A 16,875-nucleotide genomic window follows, 5' to 3' on the forward strand; every position below is an offset into this window, starting at 1 on the left:
AACAATATGGGAGAGGCGTGTGTGGGAGCGGGCTTGCGCGCGAAAGCGGTGAATCAATCGCTGGATGTGTTGAATGACACACCGTATTCGCGAGCAAGCCCGCACAAGTCCGCTCCCACATTTGATATCCAGTGCTTTCGGGATCAGTGCTTGGACTGGTCGTGGGGCATGGCCAGCAGCTGTTTTTCCTGGTTCCAGTCGAACGGTTCGTCGTTCTGTTCGGCTTCGAAGCGGCGTTCTTCCAGGGCCTGGTACATATCCAGTTCATCGTCGGGCATGAAGTGCAGGCAGTCACCGCCGAAGAACCACAGCAGGTCGCGCGGTACCAGATGGGCAATCTGCGGGTAGCGCAGGATGACCTGGCTCATCATGTCCTGGCCCAGGTATTGGCTTTCGATCGGGTCGATGGGCAGCAGGGCCCGCAGTTCATCAAAGCGTTCCAGGAACAAGACGTGGCTTTCCTCGGGAACCTGTTCGGCTTCGCCGACGGCTACCAGGATGCTGCGCAGGTGGTCGAGCAAGACGAGATGATCGGCAACGACGTTGGACACGAGAGTAAGTCCTCAAAAGCAAAAACGGGCGCGAGAGTATATAGCTCTCGCGCCCGCTTTTATATGACCGCTGGCTTAACGGACCCTGCCGGGGGCCTGGGCCAGCTCCTCCTTGCTGAAGTCATCCACGTCGATCACCTTGCGTCGCGCCGCTTCAGCCTCACGCAGGGTCTGTGCTTCAGCCGCTTGCAATACGCCAGCTTCCAATGCGGCATCGATGGCGTGTTCCCCGGCGCGAGGCTTGACCTGGCCACTCTTGAGCGCGCTGTGGAGTTTTTTCTGCAGCGGGTGGCTGGCACCCAGCAGGTCGTAGGCCTGTTGCAACGCGCCCACCGGGTCTTCGGCTGATTGTGGGCGGTAGCAGCCAGCCAGTAGTTCTTCGAGGGTCGGATCGCCCTTGGCCCGGCCAATCACGGCGGCGACTTCGGCATCCAGTGCATCGGATGGGCCTGTATGGCGACGGCCGAACGGGAACACGATTACCCGCAGCAGGCAGCCCAGCACTTTATTAGGGAAGTTGCTGAGCAGTTCATCCAGCGCACGCTCCGACTGGCCGAGGCTTTCTTCCATGGCCCAGGCAAACAGCGGTTCCAGGTGATCCGGTGAATCCAGGTCGTGGTAGCGCTTGAGTGCCGCCGAGGCCAGGTACATGTGGCTGAGCACATCCCCCAGCCTTGCCGACAGACGTTCGCGACGCTTCAGCTCGCCGCCCAGCAGCATCATGCTCAGGTCAGCCAGCAGGGCAAACGCGGCGGCCTGGCGATTGAGCGCGCGGAAGTAGCCCTGGCTCAAGCGGTTGCCTGGCGCTTTTTCGAGGAGGCCCAGGCCGAGGTTCAACACCAGGGTACTGGCAGCGTTGCTCACGGCAAAGCCGATGTGCTGCATCAACAGGCCATCGAACTCCTTGAGCGCCTGGTCGCGGTCTTCACGACCGGCGAGGGCCATTTCCTTGAGCACGAATGGGTGGCAGCGGATCGCGCCCTGGCCGAAGATCATCAGGTTGCGCGAAAGGATGTTCGCGCCCTCCACTGTGATGAAGATCGGTGCCCCTTGCCAACTGCGCCCCAGGTAGTTGTTGGGCCCCATGATGATGCCCTTGCCGCCGTGCACGTCCATGGCGTGGCTGATGCACTCGCGGCCGCGCTCGGTCAGGTGATACTTGAGAATGGCCGAGAGTACCGAGGGTTTTTCGCCCAGGTCGACGGCGTTGGCGGTGAGCATGCGGGCGCTGTCCATCAGCCAGGCGTTGCCGCCGATGCGGGCCAGGGCCTCCTGGATGCCTTCGAAAGCCGACAGCGGCACATTGAACTGTTCGCGCACCTGGGCATATTGGCCGGTCACCAGGCTGGTGAACTTGGCGGCCCCGGTGCCCACCGCCGGCAGGGAAATCGAACGGCCTACCGACAGGCAGTTCATCAACATCATCCAGCCCTTGCCGAGCATCTCCTGGCCGCCGATCAGGAAGTCCAGGGGAATGAACACGTCCTTGCCGGAGTTGGGGCCGTTCATGAACGCGGCACCGAGTGGCAGGTGACGGCGGCCGATGTCCACGCCCGGGGTGTCGGTGGGGATCAGCGCCAGGCTGATGCCCAGGTCTTCTTCTTCACCCAGCAGGTGGTCCGGGTCATGGGCCTTGAAGGCCAGGCCCAGCAGGGTTGCGACTGGACCGAGGGTTATGTAGCGTTTTTCCCAGTTCAGGCGCAGGCCGAGGGTTTCCTTGCCTTCCCATTCGCCTTTACAGATCACCCCGGTGTCGGGCATCGCACCGGCATCGGAGCCGGCCAGCGGGCCGGTCAGGGCAAAGCACGGGATGTCATCGCCACGCGCCAGGCGCGGCAGGTAGTGGTTGCGTTGCTCGTCGGTGCCGTAGTGCAGCAGCAGTTCGGCAGGGCCCAGGGAGTTGGGGACCATGACGGTGGAAGCGAGGTCGCCGCTGCGGGTCGCCAGTTTCATCGCTACCTGGGAGTGGGCGTAGGCCGAAAAGCCCTTGCCGCCGTATTCCTTGGGGATGATCAGGGCGAAGAAGCCATGTTGCTTGATATGGTCCCAGGCCGCCGCCGGCAGGTCCATGGCCTGGCCGATTTCCCAGTCGGTGACCATGGCGCACAGTTCTTCGGTCGGGCCGTCGATAAAGGCCTGTTCTTCTTCGGTCAACTGCGCCTTGGGGTAGGCCAGCAGTTTGTCCCAGTCGGGGCGGCCGCTGAACAGCTCGCCGTCCCACCACACGGTGCCGGCGTCGATGGCATCGCGCTCGGTCTCGGACATCGGCGGCAGCACTTTCTGGAACCAGTTGAACAGCGGTGCGGTGAAGTACTGGCGGCGCAGGTCGGGCAACAGCAGCGGTGCGGCGACTACCGCGATCAAGACCCAGAACACCAGTAGCAGCCAGCCCGGTGCATGGCTGAAGGCACCCATCGCCAACAGGTAGACGGCGACCACACCCAGGGCGGGCAGGGGCGCGGTGCGACGGTGTGCCAGGTAGGCAATGCCGAGCACCAGAACCAGTATCCACAACAACAGCATATTCAATCCTCCGTGAAACCAGGGGCAGAAGCACCCTCAGAGCTTAGTCGGCATCCGAAAAAGCGGTGCCTGAGGGTGTTACGTGTGTGGCGGGAAGTGCTCTCCAGTCACAGGCAGCAGGCGCCGACATTTGGCCGAATCGTCGTTATCCCTCGGTCGGGCCTGTGGTTAGACTCCAGGCTCGCCTCGGAGAAAATCCCCATGAATGCGTACTTGAGTCCCAGCCGCTTCATCGATAGTGACCACCCCACGGTGGTGGAGTTCGCCGAAAAACACCGCGGTGCGAGCCGCGACCCCCGTGACCAGGCAGTCAGTCTGTACTACGCCGTGCGTGAAGCGGTGCGCTACAACCCTTACACCTTCAGCCGCGATCCGCAAACCCTGGCGGGCAGTTACGCCCTGGCCACCGGGCAGAGTTATTGCGTGCCCAAGGCCACCCTGCTGGCCGCCTGCGCCCGGCATTGCGGCATACCGTCGCGTATTGGCCTGGCGGACGTGCGCAATCACTTATCGACCCCGCGCCTGATCGAGCTGCTCAAGAGTGATGTGTTCGCCATGCACGGCTACACCGAACTGTATCTGGACGGGCGCTGGGTCAAGGCCACGCCAGCGTTCAACAGCCAGCTGTGCGAATTGTTCGATGTGCCGCCACTGGATTTCGACGGGATCAATGACAGTGTGTTCCACCCCTTCAACCGCCAGGGCAAGCGCTCCATGGAGTACGTGGTGGACCATGGGCAATTTGCCGAGGTGCCCGAGGAATTCTTCTTTGCCCACCTGGAGAAATGTTACCCACACCTGTTTGGCGAGCAGTCGCCGCAGCTGTTAGGCGATATGCAGAGCGATTTGAGTCGCGGCTGAACCGGCGTATGCTGCCCCGGCATTCATCTATTCAGAGGTCGATCATGCTGAAGATCTGGGGTCGTAAAAATTCATCAAACGTCAGGAAAGCACTGTGGTGCGCCGAGGAACTGGGCCTGGACTATGAGGCAATTGATGCGGGCGGGGCTTTTGGCGTGGTCGATACCCCGCAATACCGGGCGCTGAACCCCAATGGCCGGGTGCCGATGATCGAAGATGGCGATTTTGTGTTGTGGGAATCCAACACCATCGTGCGCTACCTCTGCGCCAAACAGGCATCGAGTTGGTACCCAAGCGACCTGCAGGCGCGGGCCAATGCCGAGAAATGGATGGATTGGACCACCTCCACACTGGCCGAGCCGTTCAAGATCGTATTCTGGGGCGTGCTGCGCACCCCCGCCGAGAAACAGAACTGGGACAACATCCATGCCGGTCGCCAGGCCTGCATCGAGGCTCTGGGCACGGTGGAGCAGGCCCTGGCCACGCAGCCCTACCTGTCGGGCAACGAGATCGGCATGGGCGATATTCCCCTGGGCAGCTTTATCTACGCCTGGTTCGAGATGCCTATCGAACGGCCCTCGATGCCTAATCTGGAGGCCTGGTACCAGCGTTTGCAGCAACGCCCGGCCTATCAAAAAGCGGTGATGACCGCGTTGACTTAATACTGACTATTAATACGGGTGACTGTACTTGTGCGGCGCACGCAAGCACCATGCCTGCCGTGCCCCGCAGTTGTATTGCGTGCAGTGCGCCCTTATCTATTGTTTCTATTCCCTTCCTTGGTGCGTAATCCGATATGAGTTCCGCTCTGTCCATCCGGCAGCTAACCAAAACCTACGGCAACGGTTTCCAGGCCCTGAGTGGTATCGATCTGGATGTCGCTGAAGGTGATTTCTTCGCCTTGCTCGGCCCTAACGGCGCCGGCAAGTCCACCACCATTGGCATTCTCTCGACCCTGGTCAACAAAACCAGTGGCACGGTGAATATCTTTGGCCATGACCTGGATAAATCCCCGGCCGCGCTCAAGCGCAGCATTGGTGTGGTGCCCCAGGAGTTCAACTTCAACCAGTTTGAAAAGACCTTCGATATCGTGGTGACCCAGGCCGGTTACTACGGCATCCCGCCGAAAATCGCCAAGGAACGCGCCGAGCAGTACCTGACCCAGTTGGGCCTGTGGGACAAGCGCGACGTGCCATCACGCTCCCTGTCCGGCGGCATGAAGCGCCGCCTGATGATCGCCCGCGCCCTGGTGCACGAGCCGCGCCTGCTGATCCTCGACGAGCCGACGGCCGGGGTGGACATCGAATTGCGTCGCTCGATGTGGACTTTCCTCACCGAGCTGAACCAGAAAGGCATCACGATCATCCTCACCACCCATTACCTGGAAGAGGCTGAACAGTTGTGCCGCAACATCGGCATCATCGACCACGGCACCATCGTCGAAAACACCAGCATGCGTAACCTGCTGGGCCAGTTGCATGTCGAGACGTTCCTGCTCGACCTGAAGAACAACCTGTCCGTGCCGCCCCAACTGATCGGCTACCCAAGCCGCCTGGTGGACAGCCACACCCTGGAAGTGCAGGTCGATAAAGCCATGGGCATCACTGCGCTGTTCAGCCAGTTGGCCACGCAGAACATTGAAGTGCTGAGCCTGCGTAACAAAACCAATCGCCTTGAGGAGTTGTTCGTGTCCCTGGTGGAGAAAAATCTGGCGAAGGTGGCGGTATGAGTTCCGAGTTCCAACCCAACCTGGTAGCGCTTAACACCATCGTCTATCGCGAAGTGAAGCGCTTCATGCGCATCTGGCCGCAGACCCTGCTGCCGCCAGCGATCACCATGGTTTTGTACTTCGTGATCTTCGGCAACCTGATCGGCCGGCAGATTGGCGATATGGGTGGCTTCACCTACATGGAATACATCGTGCCGGGGCTGATCATGATGTCGGTGATCACCAACTCCTACGGCAACGTGGTGTCGAGTTTCTTTGGCAGCAAGTTCCAGCGCTCCATCGAAGAACTGATGGTCTCGCCGGTCTCGCCGCACACCATCCTGATCGGCTACACCCTGGGCGGCGTGCTGCGTGGCCTGATGGTCGGGGCGATTGTGACGGTGCTGTCGATGTTTTTCACCGACCTGCAGGTGCATCACCTGGGGGTGACCATCCTGGTGGTGGTACTGACGGCGACCATCTTCTCGCTGCTGGGTTTTATCAACGCAGTGTTTGCGCGCAACTTCGATGACATCTCGATCATCCCGACTTTTGTGCTGACGCCGTTGACCTACCTGGGCGGGGTGTTTTACTCGATCACCTTGCTGCCGCCGTTCTGGCAGACCGTATCGCTGGCCAACCCGGTGCTGCATATGGTCAACGCCTTCCGCTACGGGATCCTCGGCGTGTCGGATATCAAGATCAGCGTGGCGATCACCTTCATGATCGTGGCCACGGTGGTGTTGTATATCGGGTGTGCGCGGTTGCTGGTGAGTGGGCGTGGGATGCGGACCTAAGCATCCAGCCGGACAGGCTCAAAAATGTTGGGGTAGGCTTGTGTGCGGGCTTGCCCTAATGCCAGTCAGTTAAGCGGTCATCGCCCTCTGTAGGAGCGAGCTTGCTCGCGAAGGACGTCAACGATAACGCGTGTTTGCTAGATAACCGCGGCGCTCTCAAGTTCTTCGCGAGCAAGCTCGCTCCTACATTTGGATTTGTGTGTGGCTCAGAGCTGCAGGGCGATTTCGATTAGTTCATGCAGCTCTTCAATCTGCATCGGCTCGCTAGCAAACAGAATCCGAAATACTGTTGGCGCCGCCAGCAAGTTGATCAGCCGATCTACGCTGGGTAATGCCTGGCCGCTCCCCTGATAACGCTGCAGAATCACCTGCAACTGCCCGCCCAGAATCGTCACGCAATACCCCGGCGTCTGGCTGCACTGCACGTCGCGCATCATGTTACGCCCCGGTTCCGAACTCATCTCGTCCAGGTATTGCTCGGCCCAGGCCCGCAGGTCGCCGCGCAAGCTGCCGGTGTTGGCCGGTTCGCTGTCCGGGCGCATGCGCGCCAGGGCGACGTCGGCGAGCAGGGCGGCCAGATCGCCCCAGCGCCGGTAAATCGTCGAAGGTGTCACGCCTGCGCGCGCGGCGATCTGGGGCACGGTCACGCTGGTGCGCTCTTGCTCCTGGAGCAACTGACGCACCGCCGAATGAACCGACTCTTGTACCCGGGCACTGCGGCCCCCCGGGCGGAGGCCTTCTTTTATCGCCATGCCAAAACCTTAACACAAAGAATTTGCTTTAAGCTCGATGCAGTAGCACACTGCGCAAAAGCAAAATATTAGCTTTAGCGGAGCGTGCCCATGTCCAGCGTCACTTCTCACCGTTCTAGCCTGGTGTTCCTGGCGATCACTCTGCTGACGTTTCTCGCGGCCTCCAGCGCGCCGACGCCGTTGTATCACCTTTACCAGGAAGGCCTGCATTTTTCCGCCGGTACCCTGACGCTGATCTTTGGGGTGTATGCCTTGAGCCTGTTGGCGGCGTTGCTGACGGTCGGCTCGTTGTCGGATCACCTGGGGCGCAAACCCGTGATCTTTGTCGCGTTGGTCCTGAATATGCTGGCGATGCTGCTGTTTATCCACGCGGACAGTGTCGCCTGGCTGATCGCTGCCCGTACCTTGCAAGGGTTTGCCACGGGCATGGCCACCGCCGTGCTGGGGGCCGCGTTGCTCGATACCGACCGCCAGCAGGGCCCGTTGGTCAACAGTGTCGCGCCGTTGCTGGGCATGGCCTGTGGCGCCATGGGCAGCAGTTTGCTGGTGGAGTTCGCGCCGCTGCCCACCCAGTTGATCTACTGGGCCTTGTTCGGGCTGATGCTGTTGCAGAGCCTGTCTGTGTGGCGGCTGCCGGAGAGTGTCAGCCGCATGCCGGGTGCGCTGGCTTCGCTATGGCCGACTTTGCACGTGCCGCCCCAGGCGCGCAGGGCCTTGTGGCTGTCGTTGCCGGTGGATATCGCCGTGTGGGCGATGGGCGGTTTCTACTTGTCGCTGGCACCGTCGCTGGTGCGGGCGGCGACCGGATCGACCTCCAACCTGATCGGTGGCGGTCTGGTCGCGGTGCTGACCTTGAGCGGTGCGCTGATGATCTTCAGCCTGCGCAATCGCCCGGCAGACAAGGTGCTGCGCCTGGGGGCAAGCCTGTTGGCTGTGGGTGTCGCGTTGATCCTCGGCGCTGTCCACAGCGCCAGCCTGCCGCTGTTTTTCTTCGCTACGCTGATTGCTGGCAGCGGATTTGGTGCAGGTTTTCTTGGGGCGGTGCGTAGCGTGGTGCCCCTGGCGTTGCCCCATGAGCGGGCCGGGTTGATGTCGGCGTTTTACGTCCTGAGTTACCTGGCGTTTTGCCTGCCGTCTTTGCTGGCAGGCAACCTGACCCGCAGTTTTGGCCTGATCGCGACCACTGACGGCTACGGTGTGGTGTTGATCATATTGGCGCTTGGCGCCTTGATTGGCCTGATGAGGCAAGCACCCGTCAAAGCTGTATATAGGTAAAACAGATAACAGTTAGAGATATTACCCGTTATATAGATATTCGTTCGGCTTCTATCATGGGCTCAACCTCATACGAGGAAGAGGATTTAGCCATGACGTGCCCCAATAGCATCACCAGCAGTTACAAGCCGTTCAGCCACCTGACCGGCCCCAGGGAAGTGGTTCGCCAGTTCACCCCCAACTGGTTCGCCGCCACCATGGGGACCGGCGTGCTGGCATTGGCCCTGGCGCAATTGCCGGTGCAACTGCCGGGCGTCTATGCCATCGCCGAAGGGCTGTGGCTGCTGACGATTTTCCTGTTTGTGTTGTTCAGCGGCTTATACGCGGCGCGCTGGGTGATGTTCTATGACGAGGCACGGCGGATTTTCGGGCACTCCACGGTCTCGATGTTTTTCGGCACCATCCCCATGGGCCTGGCGACCATCATCAATGGCCTGCTGCTGTTTGGCCTGCCGCGCTGGGGCGAGGGCGTGGTGCAACTGGCTCAAGCCCTGTGGTGGCTGGACGTGGCCATGGCATTGGCGTGCGGGGTGTTGATCCCGTTCATGATGTTTACCCGTCAAGAGCACAGCATCGACCAGATGACGGCCGTCTGGCTGCTGCCGGTGGTGGCCGCCGAAGTCGCCGCCGCCAGTGGTGGCTTGTTGGCGCCGCACCTGGCCGATGCCCATGCGCAACTGGTGATGCTGGTGACCAGCTACGTGCTCTGGGCATTTTCCCTGCCCGTGGCCTTCAGCATTCTGACCATCCTGATGCTGCGCATGGCCTTGCATAAACTGCCCCACGCCAATATGGCGGCGTCGAGCTGGCTGGCTCTTGGCCCGATCGGCACCGGCGCCCTGGGCATGTTGCTGCTGGGCCAGGACGCGCCGGCCATCTTCGCCGCCAATGGTTTTGCCGGGATCGGTGAGATTGCCGCAGGCCTGGGGTTGGTTGCCGGCATCACCCTGTGGGGCCTTGGCCTGTGGTGGATGTTGATCGCAGTGCTGATCACCCTGCGTTACCTGCGCGCCGGTATTCCGTTCAACCTGGGCTGGTGGGGCTTTACCTTCCCGTTGGGGGTGTATGCCCTGACCACGCTGAAACTGGGCAGTACCTTGCACCTGGCATTTTTCAGCGTGACCGGCAGCGTGCTGGTCGCCGCCCTGGCCCTGATGTGGCTGGTTGTCAGCAAGCGCACGGTGCAGGGTGCCTATAAAGGTGAGCTGTTTGTTTCACCGTGCATTGCAGGATTGGGGAATAAGTAAGCAGGATTAGGTAAAGTCGTGGCCTGAAAACCAATAAAGCCTTCAGGCCACGCAGGAACACGGACGATGAGTCACCCCTCGCAATTCACTTTGCTGCGCAAACGGCGCTTTTTGCCGTTCTTCATCACCCAGTCCCTGGGGGCGTTCAACGACAATATCTTCAAGCAGTCGTTGATCCTCGCCATTCTCTACAAGCTGGCCATCGAGGGCGACCGCTCGATCTGGGTCAACCTCTGCGCCTTGCTGTTTATCTTGCCGTTTTTCCTGTTCTCGGCCCTGGCCGGGCAGTTTGGCGAGAAATTCAACAAGGATGCGCTGATCCGCGCGATCAAGATCGGCGAGATCGTGATCATGGCCGTCGGCGCCGTGGGTTTCATGACCAACCACCTGGAACTGATGCTGCTGGCCCTGTTTGCCATGGGTACCCATTCGGCGCTGTTTGGTCCGGTGAAGTACTCGATCATGCCCCAGGCCCTGCGTGAAGAAGAGCTGGTGGGCGGCAACGGCCTGGTGGAAATGGGCACGTTCCTGGCGATCCTCGCCGGGACCATCGGTGCCGGGGTCATGATGTCCTCAACCCACTACGCGCCGGTGGTGTCCACCGCGATTGTCGCCATTGCCGTGCTGGGTTACCTGGCCAGCCGTGGCATCCCTCGCGCGGCGGCATCGAGCCCCGAGATGCGCCTGGACTGGAATATCTTCAGTCAATCCTGGGCCACCTTGCGCCTGGGCCTGGGGCAAACGCCCGCCGTGTCGCGCTCGATTGTCGGCAACTCGTGGTTCTGGTTTGTCGGGGCGATCTACCTCACGCAAATCCCGGCCTACGCCAAAGAGTGGCTGTATGGCGATGAGACCGTGGTCACCCTGATCCTCACCGTATTCTCGGTCGGTATCGCCCTGGGCTCGATGCTCTGCGAAAAACTCTCCGGGCGTAAGGTGGAAATCGGCCTGGTGCCTTTTGGCTCGTTCGGCCTGACGGTATTTGGCCTGTTGCTGTGGTGGCACTCTGGCGGCTTCCCGCAGAACGTCCAGGCCAATGACTGGCTGACGGTCTTGAGCTATGGCCAGGCCTGGTGGGTATTGGCCGATATCCTTGGCCTTGGGGTGTTTGGCGGTTTCTACATCGTGCCGCTGTACGCCCTGATCCAGTCGCGCACCGCCGAGAACGAGCGGGCGCGGGTGATTGCCGCTAATAACATCCTCAATGCGCTGTTCATGGTGGTTTCGGCGATTGTCACGATCCTGCTGCTGAGCGTGGCCAAGCTGTCGATCCCCGAGCTGTTCCTGGTGGTGTCGCTGCTTAACATTGCGGTCAATACCTACATCTTCAGGATTGTCCCCGAGTTCACCATGCGCTTCATGATCTGGCTGCTCGGCCACTCCATGTACCGCGTGCAGCATCGCAACCTGGAACATATCCCGGACGAAGGCGCGGCGTTGCTGGTGTGCAACCATGTGTCGTTTGTCGATGCATTGCTGATTGGCGGTGCGGTGCGTCGGCCGATTCGTTTTGTGATGTATTACAAGATCTACCGTTTGCCGGTGCTCAACTTTATCTTCCGCACGGCCGGGACGATTCCGATTGCCGGGCGCCATGAAGACCTGGAGATCTACGAAAAGGCTTTCCAGCGTATCAGCCAATACCTGAAGGACGGTGAGCTGGTGTGTATCTTCCCGGAAGGCAAATTGACCGCCGACGGTGAGATGAACGAGTTCAAGAGTGGGGTGACGCGGATTCTTGAGGAAACCCCGGTGCCGGTGATTCCCATGGCGTTGCAAGGGTTATGGGGGAGCTTTTTCAGCCGCGATCCGAACAAGGGGATCTTTCACCGGATCTGGTCGCGGGTGACGTTGGTGGCGGGGCCGTCGTTGACGGTGGAGCAGGCGACGCCAGAGGCATTACAGGAACAAGTGCTGGCATTGCGTGGCACCACCCTGTAGGTGCCCGGCTTGCCGGCGATGGCGTCCGCAAATCCATTACGGGATTCAAGGGCCTCATCGCCGGCAAGCCGGCTCCTACAACAGCATCAGGCGCTGATCTTGAGACCAATCAACCCGGCAATGATCAACGCCACACTGGCCAACCGGAACAGCGCCATGGACTCGCCAAACAGGATAATCCCGGCGATCACCGTGCCCACGGCGCCGACACCGGTCCAGATGGCATAGGCGGTGCCCAGCGGCAACTCCTTCATGGCCAGCCCCAACAGGCCAAGGCTGACGGCCATGGCGGCAATCGTCAGGGCGGTGGGCAGCGGTTTGCTGAAACCATCGGTGTATTTCAGGCCGACGGCCCAGCCAACTTCAAACAGCCCGGCGAAAAACAGAATGACCCAGGACATAAAGACCTTCCTTTTAGAAGTGGGGCCGTCCCCGGATTGAATGCTCAAACGAGTCGCGGGGTCGTCCCCGCGAAGGTGCGTAGAGTGCCGAAAAGCCCGCGTCCGATCAAGTTTCGGCGAGGGCCTTGCGGTCTTCTTTTTCGCTCATCCGGCGGAAATACGTCGACAATAACGCCCCGGAAATATTGTGCCAGACGCTGAACAAGGCGCTGGGTACCGCCGCCAGCGGCGAAAAGTGCACGCTGGCCAGCGCGGCTCCCAACCCCGAGTTCTGCATGCCCACTTCCAGCGCCAACGACTTGCGTTGCGCCAGCGGCAGTTTGAACACATGGCCGGTGAAGTAACCGAGCAAGTAGCCGAAGCTGTTGTGCAGCATCACCACCGCCATGATCAGCAGGCCCGATTCGGCGATCTTCGCCTGGCTCGCTGCGACTACGGCTGCGACGATCAGCACGATGCTGACCACCGATACCAGTGGCAATACCTCAACGGCGTGCCGCACACGAGCCCCCAGCAGGCGTTGGGCTGCTACGCCAAGGACGATAGGCAGCACCACCACTTGCAGGATCGACCAGAACAACTCCATGAACGACACCGGCAGCCAGGCCGAAGCCAGCAGCCAGATCAGCGCTGGCGTCAGCAGCGGGGCGAGGAGGGTGGTGATGGAGGAGATGGCCACCGACAGCGCGAGGTCGCCACGGGCCAGCCAGGTCATGACATTGGAGGAGGTGCCGCTTGGGCAACAACCGACCAGGATCACACCGACGGCGATTTCCGGCGGCAGTTGGAAAACCTGGCACAGCAACCAGGCCACGCTGGGCATGATCACAAACTGTGCGGCCACACCCAGTGCCACACGCCACGGGTGACGAGCGACCTCGGCGAAATCTTCAAGTTTGAGGGTCAACCCCATGCCAAACATCACCAGGCCCAGCAGCGGCACGATGGCGCCTTTGAGGCCGATAAACCAAGTGGGCTGCAGGAACGCAACCACGGCAAAGATCAGCACCCAGTAGGCGAAGGTATTGCCGACGAAGCGGCTCAGGGCGGCGAGTGCACGCATGGGGATGTCCTTATTATTAGAAAAGTAACCAGGGTGGAAACCGGATCAAATGTGGGAGCGGGCTTGCTCGCGAATACGGTGGATCAGTTAACTCATTGCGCGACTGACACACTGCATTCGCGAGCAAGCCCGCTCCCACATTTTGATCTTCACACGGCTTAGATACCTTGCGGGGTCTCTTCACCGCCGAGTGCTTCTACCAGCGCCGGCAGGAAGTCGCCAAAGGTCAGCATCATCAAGGTAAAGCTGGCATCCAGTTGGCCCAGGGCTTCGTCACCGCCGTCCTGTTCAGCCTGGTCTTGCAGCAGGTCTTCGAACTTCAGGCGCTTGACCGTCATCTTGTCGTCGAGCATGAAGGACAATTTGTCCTGCCAGGCCAGGGACAGTTGGGTCACGACTTTGCCGGTGCTCAGGTGCAGCTGGATTTCTTCGCCAGTCAGGTCCTGGCGCTTGCAGCGCACGATACCGCCGTCTTCGTGGGTGTCGCGCAGTTCGCACTCGTCGAGGACGAAGAAGTCATCGGCCGGTTTCTGGGTGGTGACCCAGTCGGTCATGACGGCGGTTGGCGCGGTTTTCACGGTCAGTGGGCGTACCGGCAGGGTGCCGATCACTTCACGCAGGGTCGACAGCAGGTCTTCGGCGCGCTTGGGGCTGGCCGAATTCACCAGGATCAGCCCCTGTTTCGGCGCGATGGCGGCGAAGGTCGACGAGCGACGGATAAAGGCACGTGGCAGGAACGCCTGGATGATTTCATCCTTGATCTGGTCGCGTTCCTTTTTGTAGACCTTGCGCATTTGCTCGGCTTCGATCTCTTCGACCTTTTCCTTCACCGCATCACGCACCACGCTACCCGGCAGGATACGTTCTTCCTTGCGCGCAGCGATCAGCAGGAAGTCACCGCTGACGTGCACCAGGGGCGCGTCTTCACCTTTACCAAAAGGCGCGACGAAACCGTAAGTGGTCAACTCCTGGCTTGCACAAGGGCGCGCCGGTTTGGTGGCCATTGCAGTTTCCAACGCCTCGGCATCAACAGGCAGATCTTGGGTCAGGCGATAGATAAGCAGGTTCTTGAACCACATGGGGTGAGTCTCTCCTTTATACAAAGTGGGGCATTATTCTCTTGATAGCGTCTGAGGCCAACCCTGCCTAAGCCATTGGAAGGGCTGAAAAAAAAGATTTAAGAAAGTGCTTGCCAGACTTGGGGTCGCTCCGTAGAATGCGCGCCACACCGAAACGAAGGGTGATTAGCTCAGCTGGGAGAGCATCTGCCTTACAAGCAGAGGGTCGGCGGTTCGATCCCGTCATCACCCACCATTCGCTTCATGTGTTACGCGCAGCGGTAGTTCAGTCGGTTAGAATACCGGCCTGTCACGCCGGGGGTCGCGGGTTCGAGTCCCGTCCGCTGCGCCATATTCGGTAACCTGGAATGCTGAACGCCAGGTGACCACAGAAAGCCCGCTCATTGAGCGGGCTTTTTGCTGTCTGGGGTTTACCTTCCTGCTTTTTGTAGGAGCGAGCTTGCTCGCGAAGAACCTGAGGGCGCTGTGTTTTTTCAGGATGCGCGCGTCATCGTTGACGATTTTCGCGAGCAAGCTCGCTCCTACAAAATGCCCTTGGTCATTTCCGATGACCGGGGGCGTTTTTTATTGGAGGTTTAGAAGTTCCAGCGCGTGGTGACCATGAAGTTGCGCGGTTCACAGCTATAGAAGCCGATAAGCGCCGGTTTTCAAGGGTGTATGCCGTTGTGGAAAAGATATTTCAAATAAATTGCATTTAAATCAACACATTGCGAAATTTTCGTATATGATGCGTCCCACACCGAAAGTGAAGGGTGATTAGCTCAGCTGGGAGAGCATCTGCCTTACAAGCAGAGGGTCGGCGGTTCGATCCCGTCATCACCCACCATTCGCTTGATGTGTTACGCGCAGCGGTAGTTCAGTCGGTTAGAATACCGGCCTGTCACGCCGGGGGTCGCGGGTTCGAGTCCCGTCCGCTGCGCCATATTCGGTAACCTGGAACGCTGAACGCCAGGTCACCACGCAAAGCCCGCTCACTGAGCGGGCTTTTTTGTGCCTGGGGTTTGCTGTTCTACAACCCCACCAGCCGGTAACCCACCTGCAGTTCGGTAATGAAATACTGTGGCTGCGCCGGATCCACCTCCAGCTTTTGCCGCAAATGCGCCATATGCACCCGTAGATAATGTGCGCGGTCGACGTAATCCAGCCCCCACACTTCCAGCAGCAACTGCCGGTGCGTCAGTACGCGGTTCTGGCCGCGAATCATTGCGCAGAGCAAGCGGTACTCAATGGGCGTCAAGTGTACCGGTTGGCCTGAGCGCCACACTTGATGGGTCGCCAGGTCGACTGCAATCTCGCCAAACGCCACCTTGCTGGTGGCCACCACGGTGCCGGTATGCCCATGCCGGCGCAGTTGGGCGCGGATGCGTGCGAGTAACTCGGGCACGCCGAACGGCTTGGTCAGGTAATCATCGGCACCCGCATCCAGGGCGGCGACTTTCTCTTCTTCACGGTCACGCGCCGACAACACCAGGATCGGCACCGCCAGCCAGCCACGCAGTTCGCTGATCAGTTGCTTGCCATCGCTGTCTGGCAAGCCAAGGTCGACAATCACCAGGTCCGGCTGACGGCTGGCGGCATGGATCAGCGCACGCTTGACGCTGTCGGCCTCGAACACCTGAAAGCCTTCATCTTGCAGGGCTATGCGTACAAAACGGCGGATATTGGCCTCATCTTCAACGATCAGAATGCGTGCAGTGCTCATTAGGGTTCCATGGCAGGCGGGGTGCCTGCGGGTAGCGTGAGGGTGAAATGCATGCCGCCCTTGCGGCCGGGGTTTGCTTCGATATGCCCGCCGTGGGCCTCGACGATGCGCTTGACCAATGCCAGGCCCAGGCCGATGCCGGCCACCGACGATTCCTGCTGGCCGCGCGTGAAGGGCTCAAACAGATTGGCCGGCGCGCAACCGGGGCCGGTGTCGCTGACCTCCAGCACAATGTGCTCGCCGGCCTGGCTGGCGGTCACGCTGATGGTGGTGCCTGGCGGGGTGTATTTGGCGGCGTTGTCCAGCAGGTTGACCAGCACCCGCTCGATCAGCAGCGCGTCGACTTCCACCAGCGGTAAGTTTGCGTCGAGCGTGGTGTGTACGCGGTGTCGCGCCAACGGTTCGCGCAATTGGCGCAGGGCGCTGCCGACGATTTCTTCCAGCAAGTGCCATTGGCGGTTCAGGCGCACGCCGCGCTCTTGCATGCGCGCCATGTCCAGCAGGTTTTCGATCAGCCGCTGCATGGAAGTGGCTTGTTCATGGATGCCGTGCAGCAGCTCGTTCAGTGGCCCCGGCGGGGCGTGGGGCAGGGCGGTCTCGGCGGCGCCAATCAAGGTGGTCAGTGGGGTGCGCAGGTCATGGGAAATCGCCGCGAGCAGGGTGTTGCGCATTTTCTCGCCTTCCATCTGCACCAGGGTGCTTTGCGCCACTTCGACGAAATGCACACGCTCCAGGGCAATCGCCAGTTGGCTCATGCAGGCTTCCAGCAGGCGGCGTTCCTGCGGGTCGTGCAAGCGATCGCGTTGGGCCAACTCCAGCACCAGCACGCCGCGCACGCGCATCGGCGCCTTGAGCGGCAAGTAGCAGCCCTTGGCCGCCGACAAGGTGTCGGTGCCGTGGCCGGCGGGGTGGCCGTGGTCGTAGGTCCATTGCGCGATGCTGTCGTCGATCGGCAGCCCACCGGCGCTCACGCTG

15 protein-coding genes and 4 tRNA genes are annotated in these 16,875 nt (G+C 60.6%); 11 read left to right on the plus strand and 8 right to left on the minus strand.

Translation table 11 applies throughout. The features are described from left to right. Window positions 1–143: 143 nt before the first annotated feature. Both BFQ03_RS15935 and BFQ03_RS15940 read right to left on the minus strand, forming a co-directional pair. Complete coding sequence (locus BFQ03_RS15935) at window positions 144–551, minus strand: PA2817 family protein (RefSeq protein ID WP_032859267.1); 408 nt, start codon at window positions 549–551, stop codon at window positions 144–146. A 75-nt stretch (window positions 552–626) separates the two neighbouring features. Beyond that, entirely contained in the window at window positions 627–3,074 is a 2,448-nt protein-coding gene (locus BFQ03_RS15940; RefSeq protein ID WP_065943536.1) for an acyl-CoA dehydrogenase, read from the minus strand. 201 nt (window positions 3,075–3,275) lie between these two features. Between BFQ03_RS15940 and BFQ03_RS15945 the strand changes: the two genes are divergently transcribed. From BFQ03_RS15945 to BFQ03_RS15960, 4 genes are all read left to right on the plus strand, one after another. Then, a complete protein-coding gene (locus BFQ03_RS15945) occupies window positions 3,276–3,935 on the plus strand; it encodes a transglutaminase-like domain-containing protein (protein ID WP_032859270.1) in 660 nt (219 codons plus the stop codon). Window positions 3,936–3,979: 44 nt separating this feature from the next. Further along, a complete protein-coding gene (locus BFQ03_RS15950) occupies window positions 3,980–4,597 on the plus strand; it encodes a glutathione S-transferase family protein (RefSeq protein WP_032859271.1) in 618 nt (205 codons plus the stop codon). A gap of 134 nt (window positions 4,598–4,731) precedes the next feature. Continuing rightward, window positions 4,732–5,664, plus strand: a complete 933-nt coding sequence (locus tag BFQ03_RS15955; RefSeq protein WP_032859273.1) for an ABC transporter ATP-binding protein — start codon at window positions 4,732–4,734, stop codon at window positions 5,662–5,664. Next, window positions 5,661–6,440, plus strand: coding sequence for an ABC transporter permease (locus tag BFQ03_RS15960; RefSeq protein ID WP_032859275.1), 780 nt, complete (start codon window positions 5,661–5,663; stop codon window positions 6,438–6,440). The genes BFQ03_RS15955 and BFQ03_RS15960 overlap by 4 nt, the downstream gene beginning before the upstream one ends. 206 nt (window positions 6,441–6,646) lie before the next feature. Here the strand turns inward: BFQ03_RS15960 and BFQ03_RS15965 are convergent, their stop codons facing one another. Continuing rightward, window positions 6,647–7,192 (minus strand): TetR/AcrR family transcriptional regulator, encoded by a 546-nt coding sequence (locus BFQ03_RS15965; RefSeq protein WP_065943537.1) that lies wholly within the window; start codon window positions 7,190–7,192, stop codon window positions 6,647–6,649. 90 nt (window positions 7,193–7,282) lie between these two features. Here BFQ03_RS15965 and BFQ03_RS15970 point away from each other — a divergent pair, with 90 nt between their 5' ends. The 3 genes from BFQ03_RS15970 to BFQ03_RS15980 all read left to right on the plus strand — a co-directional run bounded on the left by BFQ03_RS15970 (window position 7,283) and on the right by BFQ03_RS15980 (window position 11,655). Then, entirely contained in the window at window positions 7,283–8,467 is a 1,185-nt protein-coding gene (locus BFQ03_RS15970; RefSeq protein WP_065943538.1) for an MFS transporter, read from the plus strand. 92 nt (window positions 8,468–8,559) lie between these two features. Beyond that, window positions 8,560–9,714 (plus strand): TDT family transporter, encoded by a 1,155-nt coding sequence (locus BFQ03_RS15975; RefSeq protein ID WP_065943539.1) that lies wholly within the window; start codon window positions 8,560–8,562, stop codon window positions 9,712–9,714. A gap of 66 nt (window positions 9,715–9,780) precedes the next feature. After that, a complete protein-coding gene (locus BFQ03_RS15980; protein ID WP_032859282.1) occupies window positions 9,781–11,655 on the plus strand; it encodes an MFS transporter in 1,875 nt (624 codons plus the stop codon). An 86-nt stretch (window positions 11,656–11,741) separates the two neighbouring features. Here the strand turns inward: BFQ03_RS15980 and sugE are convergent, their stop codons facing one another. From sugE to rdgC, 3 genes are all read right to left on the minus strand, one after another. After that, window positions 11,742–12,056 (minus strand): quaternary ammonium compound efflux SMR transporter SugE, encoded by a 315-nt coding sequence (gene sugE / locus BFQ03_RS15985; protein ID WP_065943540.1) that lies wholly within the window; start codon window positions 12,054–12,056, stop codon window positions 11,742–11,744. A gap of 106 nt (window positions 12,057–12,162) precedes the next feature. Then, window positions 12,163–13,119, minus strand: coding sequence for a bile acid:sodium symporter family protein (locus tag BFQ03_RS15990; RefSeq protein ID WP_032859285.1), 957 nt, complete (start codon window positions 13,117–13,119; stop codon window positions 12,163–12,165). Between the two features lie 158 nt (window positions 13,120–13,277). After that, window positions 13,278–14,198: a recombination-associated protein RdgC gene (gene rdgC, locus BFQ03_RS15995; RefSeq protein ID WP_032859287.1), complete on the minus strand. Its 921-nt coding sequence runs from the start codon at window positions 14,196–14,198 to the stop codon at window positions 13,278–13,280. Window positions 14,199–14,357: 159 nt separating this feature from the next. On the opposite strand from rdgC, the gene BFQ03_RS16000 reads away from it, so the two are divergent. The 4 genes from BFQ03_RS16000 to BFQ03_RS16020 all read left to right on the plus strand — a co-directional run bounded on the left by BFQ03_RS16000 (window position 14,358) and on the right by BFQ03_RS16020 (window position 15,120). Next, a tRNA-Val gene (locus tag BFQ03_RS16000) sits at window positions 14,358–14,433 on the plus strand. Between the two features lie 19 nt (window positions 14,434–14,452). Continuing rightward, a tRNA-Asp gene (locus tag BFQ03_RS16005) sits at window positions 14,453–14,529 on the plus strand. Between the two features lie 419 nt (window positions 14,530–14,948). Then, a tRNA-Val gene (locus BFQ03_RS16015) sits at window positions 14,949–15,024 on the plus strand. Between the two features lie 19 nt (window positions 15,025–15,043). Next, window positions 15,044–15,120 (plus strand) — tRNA-Asp (locus tag BFQ03_RS16020). Between the two features lie 87 nt (window positions 15,121–15,207). Here the strand turns inward: BFQ03_RS16020 and BFQ03_RS16025 are convergent. After that, window positions 15,208–15,900 carry a response regulator gene (locus tag BFQ03_RS16025; protein ID WP_032859288.1) on the minus strand — a complete coding sequence of 231 codons (693 nt, stop codon included), beginning with the start codon at window positions 15,898–15,900 and terminating at the stop codon, window positions 15,208–15,210. Beyond that, the coding region (locus tag BFQ03_RS16030; RefSeq protein WP_175403904.1) for an ATP-binding protein at window positions 15,900–16,875 on the minus strand (976 nt) is incomplete at its 5' end. The genes BFQ03_RS16030 and BFQ03_RS16025, both read right to left, overlap by 1 nt.

It is taken from the genome of Pseudomonas sp. 25 R 14 (genome assembly GCF_900004755.1).
Lineage (GTDB): Bacteria > Pseudomonadota > Gammaproteobacteria > Pseudomonadales > Pseudomonadaceae > Aquipseudomonas > Aquipseudomonas brenneri.

What these genes read in the sequence shown, in the direction of transcription:
- BFQ03_RS15940 (WP_065943536.1), bottom strand. Translation starts at nt 3,074, where the DNA reads ATGCTGTTGTTGTGGATACTGGTTCTGGTGCTCGGCATTGCCTACCTG.
- BFQ03_RS15945 (WP_032859270.1), top strand. Translation starts at nt 3,276, where the DNA reads ATGAATGCGTACTTGAGTCCCAGCCGCTTCATCGATAGTGACCACCCC.
- BFQ03_RS15950 (WP_032859271.1), top strand. Translation starts at nt 3,980, where the DNA reads ATGCTGAAGATCTGGGGTCGTAAAAATTCATCAAACGTCAGGAAAGCA.
- BFQ03_RS15955 (WP_032859273.1), top strand. Translation starts at nt 4,732, where the DNA reads ATGAGTTCCGCTCTGTCCATCCGGCAGCTAACCAAAACCTACGGCAAC.
- BFQ03_RS15960 (WP_032859275.1), top strand. Translation starts at nt 5,661, where the DNA reads ATGAGTTCCGAGTTCCAACCCAACCTGGTAGCGCTTAACACCATCGTC.
- BFQ03_RS15965 (WP_065943537.1), bottom strand. Translation starts at nt 7,192, where the DNA reads ATGGCGATAAAAGAAGGCCTCCGCCCGGGGGGCCGCAGTGCCCGGGTA.
- BFQ03_RS15970 (WP_065943538.1), top strand. Translation starts at nt 7,283, where the DNA reads ATGTCCAGCGTCACTTCTCACCGTTCTAGCCTGGTGTTCCTGGCGATC.
- BFQ03_RS15975 (WP_065943539.1), top strand. Translation starts at nt 8,560, where the DNA reads ATGACGTGCCCCAATAGCATCACCAGCAGTTACAAGCCGTTCAGCCAC.
- BFQ03_RS15980 (WP_032859282.1), top strand. Translation starts at nt 9,781, where the DNA reads ATGAGTCACCCCTCGCAATTCACTTTGCTGCGCAAACGGCGCTTTTTG.
- sugE (WP_065943540.1), bottom strand. Translation starts at nt 12,056, where the DNA reads ATGTCCTGGGTCATTCTGTTTTTCGCCGGGCTGTTTGAAGTTGGCTGG.
- BFQ03_RS15990 (WP_032859285.1), bottom strand. Translation starts at nt 13,119, where the DNA reads ATGCGTGCACTCGCCGCCCTGAGCCGCTTCGTCGGCAATACCTTCGCC.
- rdgC (WP_032859287.1), bottom strand. Translation starts at nt 14,198, where the DNA reads ATGTGGTTCAAGAACCTGCTTATCTATCGCCTGACCCAAGATCTGCCT.
- BFQ03_RS16025 (WP_032859288.1), bottom strand. Translation starts at nt 15,900, where the DNA reads ATGAGCACTGCACGCATTCTGATCGTTGAAGATGAGGCCAATATCCGC.